The 8,467-nt window shown below is 50.1% G+C and carries 3 protein-coding genes; 2 read left to right on the top strand and 1 reads right to left on the bottom strand.

Features of this window, described 5'->3' with window-relative positions:
- A partial coding sequence (locus EA408_13540; GenBank protein TVR68463.1) for an STAS domain-containing protein occupies positions 1-1,571 on the bottom strand: 1,571 nt, incomplete at its 3' end.
- A gap of 675 nt (positions 1,572-2,246) precedes the next feature.
- Between EA408_13540 and EA408_13535 the strand changes: the two genes are divergently transcribed.
- Positions 2,247-2,888, top strand: a complete 642-nt coding sequence (locus EA408_13535; GenBank protein TVR68462.1) for a hypothetical protein — start codon at positions 2,247-2,249, stop codon at positions 2,886-2,888.
- A 3-nt stretch (positions 2,889-2,891) separates the two neighbouring features.
- Positions 2,892-8,467: hypothetical protein (locus EA408_13530; GenBank protein TVR68461.1), on the top strand; the 5,576-nt coding region annotated here is incomplete at its 3' end.

The raw sequence follows: 8,467 nt of genomic DNA, 5'->3' as shown, positions 1-8,467 counted from the left end.
TCAAGAGCCTCCATGGCACCCGGATGCACTCCTGAAAAGATAAGCTGTATCTTCTCCCCCAGAGATTTCAGGTAAAGATTCTCCAGGTTATTCAGTCCGGTAGAATCGATAAAAGGCACTTTCCTGAGCCTTATTATCCTGGCGTGTATGTCGCGGGTATTTTCCCTTACTATCTCATCGAACTTGTTTGCCACTCCAAAGAAGAAGGGCCCGTTTATCTCGTAAATTTCAATGCCTTTGGGCATCTTTATGTTTCCCAGGTGTTCGTCGAACAGGGTTTCAGGCTCGGATTCATCGTCAACATCCCTCCTGAAAACTTCTATGTTGGATGATTCTGCAAACCTCTTCAGGAAGGAGACCATTGCCATGAGCAGTCCCACCTGGATTGCAATTGAAAGATCAAACACCAGGGTAAGCAAAAAGGTGGTCACCAGTACCAGTCCGTCACTCCTCGGATACTTCAGGAAGTTCACAAAGGTGTGCCACTCGCTCATCTTGTATGCAACCCCGATGAGCATGCCCGCCATGCAGGCAATCGGTATCAGTCCCGCGAACCTCCCCAGGAACAGCAGTATCACCAGGAGCACTGCAGCATGAATGATGCCCGCGACGGGGGTTTTTGCCCCCCTGCGTATATTGGTCATGGTCTTGGCTATCTGCCCCGATGCCGGTAGTCCCCCGAAAAACGGCACCACCATGTTGGCCGCACCCTGAGCTATGAGCTCGGTGTTGGGGCGGTGTGACCCCCCGGTATAGCCGTCTGCCACCATGGCTGAGAGCAGCGATTCGATGGCACAAAGCATTGCTATGGTAAATGCCGGCTGTATGAGCATGCTCACTTTTTCGAATGTGATAACCGGGAAGTCCGGCCGCGGGATGGTTGATGCGATCTCACCGTATTTGCTGCCGAGGGTTTCCACCGGAAGGTCAAAAAGATAGACCAGGAGGGTTGTTACTATTATCGCCACGAAAGAGCCTGGCATTTTTGACCCTGTTTTGGGAAGCAGGATGATCAGCAGGATGGTGATCATCCCTAGACCCATGGCATGGAGGTTGACGGTATGCAGGTATGAGAAGAAGTTGATCCATTTCCCAAGGAAGGTGGCCGACATTTCAGGTATGTCAAGTCCGAAAAACGGGCTTATCTGGGTTGTGAATATAATTGCGGCTATAGCACTTGTAAAGCCGACCACTATCGGGTAGGGCATGAACCTGATGATCGCTCCCATGCGGAAAAGTCCCATCAGTACCAGCATGATCCCGGCCATGAACGTGGTTATGAGCAACCCCTCAATACCGTGATGCTGAACAATGCTGTAAACTATTACGATGAAGGCCCCGGAGGGTCCCCCTATCTGTACCCTGCTGCCTCCCAGGACCGACACTATCAGTCCCGCGATTACAGCGGTAACAAGACCTACATCGGGGGTGACGCCTGATGCTATTGCATATGCCAGCGCAATGGGCATGGCAACAATACCCACGATTATCCCTGCACTGAGGTCGGCCCTGAACTGGCTTGCAGAATATGTCTTAAGCAGTGTAAACAGCTTCGGCTTGAACTTTATCATATATATAATATATTATATGGTAAACCGGGTTGCCTTTGGTTTGGCCGCCGCAACAAGCAAAGACCCAAGATATAACAATAATCCTGCATTATGCATGAGAATTTCCCGTGTAATGTACAAAAATAACCGTTTTTGCCGGGATGGAATTCCGGCAGCAGGAAACAGCCCGGGTTTAAAAAGTTGTAAAAACTGCCTTTATTTATGAAAAATATTGTTTTATCCTGCATTTCACCGGTTTTGTCAAATTTTTGGCTGAAGGGAAATAATTACCGCACAATAATTTTTTTAGTTTGGTTAAAATGTTCTAAGTTTGGTTAGGATTGTGACTTATGAAGAAACCGGACTGGTCATCATATTAAGGACCATATTCCGGTGGTTGTATTTTTCTGCAGAATGATTGTCATAATCAGTGAGTTGAAAGGGATTTTTGTTTTACGTGGCGGGACGATATCGGCTTTATTGTAAAATCAAAACTTTCACTATGCAGAAGCTCTACCCCACCGTTTTATCGGGCACGACCGGCGACCTGCCGTTAACATTGCTTTGCCCTCCATAATCAGTTTTTTGTCTGCCCGGAATATTATTCCCGGGCCCACGGCGGCTTAACAGCCAGCCTCCATCTGTTTTATTGTTTCAGATAAGGATAATGAGAGTATAATAATAAAACCAACATTTATGAGAAAACTATTCCTTTTACTTGCAATCATCCTGGCAACATCAGGTACCGGTATGGCCCAGGGGGACCAGTCCGGCGCTCCCGGGGTGTTTGCCTTTGAACTGAGCATGTCTCCATTTGTTGACAGTGAGGCATGGCTGAGCCCCGGATTTATCAAGGGGCGGTTTTTCACAGGCCCCATCGGGGTGCGCCTGGGGCTGGGCACCAATTTATTGCTCAGCTCTGACCAGGGTACCCAGCCCGAGACCGTGAGAAACCTTGCTTACCTTGATATCAGGCCCGGTGTCGAATATCACCTGGCGCAGACCGGCGAGGTGGTGGCCTATGCGGGCCTCGATTTTATCTTTGCCAACCGCAATGCCAACGTCGATGCGACCGTGGGCGCCCCAATAACAGGCGCCTGGGACATCAACACACTTAACAATCGCGGTTTTATGGCGCTGGGCGCCAATCTTGTGGTAGGGGGCGAATACTACCTCAGGGGCGGAGGTTTCTTCATAGGGACAGAGATTGGCTTTGAGTTCCTTTATTTCACCCACCATGAAGTAAAGTGGGGCGACGAAGTGAGGATACCGCAGACCAATTCAACCACCTTCATGCCCTCCCTGAACAGTTCACTGAGACTGGGCGTGGCCTTTTAATAATTGAAAATAACCAAAATACATTGTGATATGGAAAAAATATACAACAGATTGACCGGCGTTTCCGGCACCTGGCTCCTGCCGCTGCTGTTTACGTCACTATTGCTTTTCCTGCCGCAGGGAACCTTTGCACAGACATTTGATGTCGAGGCCCACGATGAAGGTGCGGAATACACATCAGATCCCGGCGAAGAGTATGTTGTCGGAGAAGATCTTTTGCGTGCACGGATCATAAACATAACTGACTTTGAATCCGGCGACCGGTTCTATTTTTATTACGTAAATACCTTTCAAGGCCCGGGAGCAATTACCCAGGACAGGGTCATACAGTCACAGACCTATCCTGCAGCCGGCTGGACCGCACGGAACTTCAGCGGCCTGGTCAATGAGACAGGCACTTTCAACCTTCATGTCGGACATTTTACCGGCAGGTTTGACCATTCCTACTGGCTTGAGGAAGATGATATTGTTCAATACATAGGAGGAGGTTACAATGCGGGGAACGACTGGCTCGGTCACTTCACATCGTCTGGCAACAGGGAGATGACCACCCGGATATTCGGCCTTGCGGGAGAGACCCAGGGACAGATCAGGCTGCAGGTATATTTCGCGGTTTTGCCCAATGAGGACCACCCGGTAGTCGTCGAGTATACCACCAATGCAGGTGGTACATGGACCCGCCTGAAAGACGATACGGTGGATGAAAATGATGAGTTTTCAACGAACCTTGGAGAATGGACACCTCTGTTCGTGTTGCCATCAGGTGCCCTTAATGATAATACGCAGTTCAGGGTAAGGCAGCGCAACACGACCGGGCTTGCTCCAGACGAACAGCCATTTGCAGTCAATAATATGCATGTTCTCAAGGGCGATCCGATAACCGGGGTAGTCACAGAACTGGTAGGTACCTACGATATTGTTGCTCCTGCAGATCCTCCGGCGCCGCCTGTGCCGGCTGTATCAATCACCGACATTACCGATGATGAGGGGATTGATATAGATAATACGAATCCTGCGATTCCCGGTTCGGAGATAACAATAGTAGCGGGAACCCAGAATATTGAACTCGACGATTTCAATTACTTTGTTGAGTTCGGAGGTCAGATCCTTCCCTCCGCACATATCAAGGAGATCAGGAAGGACCAGGACAACGATGAAATGGAAATAGATGTTGAGCTGCCTGTAAACATTCCCGATTTCTTTGATAATGACGATGCAGAGGTCAGTATCCTGGTTGTTGACGGGACCGAGATTGATTATGGCGGCGGCGGCATCCCTTCCAGGAACCTTATCACGTACGACTATCCCGATGATGAGATCGTGATAACGGGAGGAGCAGAGGGGCCGGCCGGAACGGTTGAGTTTACCATGGGAGGGCCCAGGTACCTTGCCACACCGGCCATGGATATCATCACGCTGGAAGGAACTACGCTTGATTTTACGATAGCCAGGATATCAGACCCCATACCGGCGCCGGGGAATGGAATTGTCGTTGAATTCTCAACCAACGGTACGGCATGGGAGCAGCTCGGTGAAGTAATCGAGCTTGGAGGCGCTGAAGGCGTCGGTAAAGCGGGTGAAACCTTTACTCTTGATGCTGATGACCTGGACGGTATTGTTTCAACATCTACCCGGTTCAGGGTAAGGCAGCTGAATGACGCTAACGGGGCAGGCATCAATACCTGGAAGCTGTCGGGTTTCGTACTTAATGTTCCCGGTGTCGGTGGGAACGTGATAGCCCAGAGTGCAGCATGGAACATTGAAATTGGGCACCCCTCATTCACCCTTGCACTGGCAGACCCGGACGGGCCGCCCATTTATCCGGGTGCCACCGTCGGCTTTGAAATTGATGACGTAGAGGGGGAATTCCCTGACTATACCGTTTTTGAGGTTTTCTACGGAGACAAATGGCTGAAGACCCTTGACGAGCCCGGTGATTTCTCCATTACCCTGCCCCTGGATGAGGGCTTCAAAACCCTCACGGTAAGGGCTGAGGCGAAGAACTGGAATTTCTGGCAGACCGCTAATTTCACTATTCAGCCCGTTACTGTCGGTATTGTAGATGTCTCTTACGATTTTGAGGATGCAGGCACAATTTATAACATACCCGGCAGTGATGTAGAGGTCGAATTCAGCATGACAGGATTTATTCGCGACGGACTGGATGCTTCAGTCATCCTGCAGGTATGGAATGAAGATGATGAATGGGAGACCTTCGCTATACAGGAGGTAACCGCCGCCATTAACACTAATCAGGGCGGCACGATTACCGGAACGCTTCCACAGTATGAATATGGAGCAACAGCTACCCTCAGGATACTCATTGAGAATTATCCATGGGCCGAAGGGGATTATATTGATAAGGTAATCTCGAGGAGCTTGCCTGATAATACATATACCGAAGGTGATTACAGATACTACAGGTATGGCGTCTATAACAGTCTCAACCTTCAGCCGGGAAGTATGATAGCTTTCCAGATATTCACCGACGGTTTTGAGGGAGATGTTGAAATGTTGTACTCAACAGACGCGGCTGCTACGTGGGTGCCTGTTGAAAATGGAATGTGGTCAGTTGCAGGAGATATGGAGGGCTATGTTACCAGCATTTCTGATATTGATGACTTTATAGATATACCTGAAGAACTTCTCGGAGAAGAAGGAGATATCTGGTTCGCAATCCGGCATCACACTGTCGATCCCGGCGATCCCTTACCCACCGTCAGGGGTATTCGTATCATAGAGCCTGACATTGTGCAGCGGAGCCCGGTAACACAGGCTGTAAACATCATCTACCCCTCGGTTACTCTTGCCACGCTGGAGGATGAGTATTACTTCGGCGATGAGATCGATGTGCAGTACAGCACCTTCGGCATTGGCGAAGATACCGGGGCATGGTTTGCCATTACCCTGGAGCAGGGCGATATTTACCATGTTCTCAATGAAAGCGACGATGTTGACGATGTAACACTTACGGTTCAGTTCCCCGATGCTGAGACTCTTGAAGAGAAGGGCTTCATTACCGATGATGCTGATCCGGAATATGTCCAGTACAGGGTCAGGGTGCGCGTCTACACTAAAGATCAGTATGACATGCTCCTTCTGAGCACTTTGGAGAAGGTTGTGCAGGCAACTGGTGAAGAGCTTACCCTGATCGAAGATGACGGTAATTTCATTGAACTGAAGGGGTACTCTTACAACGGGGTACGTGACCAGTTCGAATTCCATGAAGCGGGAGACAGACTGGCGGCTACCAGGTCTTATGATTTCAGTGACATGCCCGAACCGGTAACCCTCGTGTTTACCTACGAGGCAGGCATCCCGTTTGTCAATCCTTCAACCCTTCCGAAGTTGCAGGTTTCGACCGATGCAGGCGCCAGCTTCACGACGCTTGACATACCGGGGTCGGTCTATGGCAACCGCCTGCCGGCCAACGGAACCACTACCTTCGAGGTTGAGATACCGTCGGCGCACCTTACGGCTGCGACCTACTTCAGGTGGGTTCAGGATGTGACCGTCAATTCATGGTGGACCATTTACGACATAAGGTTCCTTTCAGGTGAATCAAATCTGGTAGGCTACCAGGTCAATTTCTATCCTCCATTCTATGAGATGGATCTTGTCGAGTTTGTTGAGGATGATCCTTACGCGGACTTTAACAATCTGCTCGCATACGAATGGACCCTGATAGATGAGGAGCTGGATGAGATGTTCACCCCGGCCATAACGGTTGGCGAGGACTTTAACTTCTCATGGCTGATCAAGGATGAATTCTTTGATGAAGAGGGAGACCTTGACCAGGATGCACTGGATGGTGCAGGAGCCGTTGTATGGCCCGAAGGCACGGTCTTCCAGTTCATGCTGGAGCTTAAGGACGAGAACAACGATGATTACTTCTATGTGTTTGCAATGGTAGATGAGCTGGATGAGTTTACAATGCAGTTGTCAGATACCGTTGACATACCCACTGACACCTATACTGTTTATGCCAGGGCCTGGATATTTGATGAAGAAGGCGAAGAGGCTCTTCACCTGTGGCCGGGCTGGGTTGATCCGGAAGATCCGGAAGAGGGGTTGGTTGATCCCCATGATTTGGAGTTAAATATTCTCATAATCAATCAGGTGACTGAAGAGCACCTTGAGATCATCCTTGAGAGCATAACCGCAATTAATGACGATGAGGAGGATGATAAGTTCTATTTTGGCGGACAGATGGAGGTGCATTACGAAACCTTCGGCCCGTTCGGCGATGATGTACGGTTCGAGGTTGTGATTGAAGGCGAGGATGATGACGGCGGCTTCATATATCATAATCTTGGCAGCCAGGCTGACCTGGGCAAGATCACGGTTACCGCCGGCATTCCTTCAAAAGAGGAGCTGGAGGAGGCAGGGTTTGACCTTGGCGAGGATGTTTTTGTGAAGGTCTATGCATACCATGCAGAAACTGCCGAAACGGAGCTTCTGATCGAGCAGATCGTTGAACACGCACTCACCGACCTGGCTGAGGACTTCCTGGCGGTGAACAACGGAGCAGGCGTTGCTTCGCTCACCTTCGATGGAGAACAGGAGAGCGGTGGTGTTTACACTAAACGTTATGCCGTGACACGGAGCCTGAAATACTATCTGGGCGAAGGCGTGGTCCTCAATGATCATAAGCTGGTATTTGATTATACCGAGATTGTGGCGATCGCACCTGTAACGGGACAAACATTGCCGCGCCTGCAGGTGAGCACTGATGCCGGTGCATCATTCGAGAATGTTAAGTGGCTCTTTGAAACAGACACCTACGAGGCCGGTCTGACACAGGATATGCTGGATGATGCAGCAAATGTACACTTCAGGTGGATACAGGATCATCCTGCAGGAGCATGGTCACTGGACAACATCATGCTTGTCTCCGGAGAGAGCAACCTGGTTGCCGATGTCGCGGCCAACCGTATCGAGGTTGATCTTGTGGAGGTTCCGTCGGTATATCCCGACAACTTCACCAACTATGAATTTACGGTAGGCGACGGCGAGGAGGACGGACTTGAGCCGCCGGTGGTTGTGGGCGAAGATTCAGAGTTCCACTGGACAGTGGTTGATGAGGACGATACTGACAACATCTGGCCGGAAGGAACAGTGTTCGAATTCACGCTCGATTTCGAAGATCCTGAGACAGAGGAGGACTGGATATTTGCAGTTGTTGAGGGTGCAGGGACATTCACCGTTGAATTCCCCGATATAATAGAAACAGGCATCTACACCGTGAGCGTGAGGGCCTATATTGGTGAGGTAATTGATGAAGAGGATGAATATGACCACGTATTCCCGGCGTCGAACCTCGACCCGGTTGCTGTCAAATCCATCCTGGTCGTTAACCTGACAGAGGAGGATATACGCAAGATAGTGGTCGATGACCTGCCTAATGAGGATCCGCTCACACTTCCGGAGTTCGATATTGAGGAGGAGGTGACAATCACCTACACCACATTCGGCGAATGGCCGGAAGGAACAACGTTTGCCGCTGCCCTTGAGCAGGTCGACAACAACGGCGACTTCCTCGAAAGAGTAGTGCTTAAAGAGGTGATTTCTGCCGCCGG

Source organism: Marinilabiliales bacterium, from assembly GCA_007695015.1.
In the GTDB taxonomy this organism is placed as follows: Bacteria; Bacteroidota; Bacteroidia; order Bacteroidales; family PUMT01; genus PXAP01.
The sequence above is the reverse complement of the archived record's forward strand: the minus strand, read 5'-3'. Positions and strand labels throughout refer to the sequence as shown.

Coding starts and splice junctions, on each gene's coding strand:
- EA408_13535 (TVR68462.1), top strand. CDS start 2,247: ATGAGAAAACTATTCCTTTTACTTGCAATCATCCTGGCAACATCAGGT.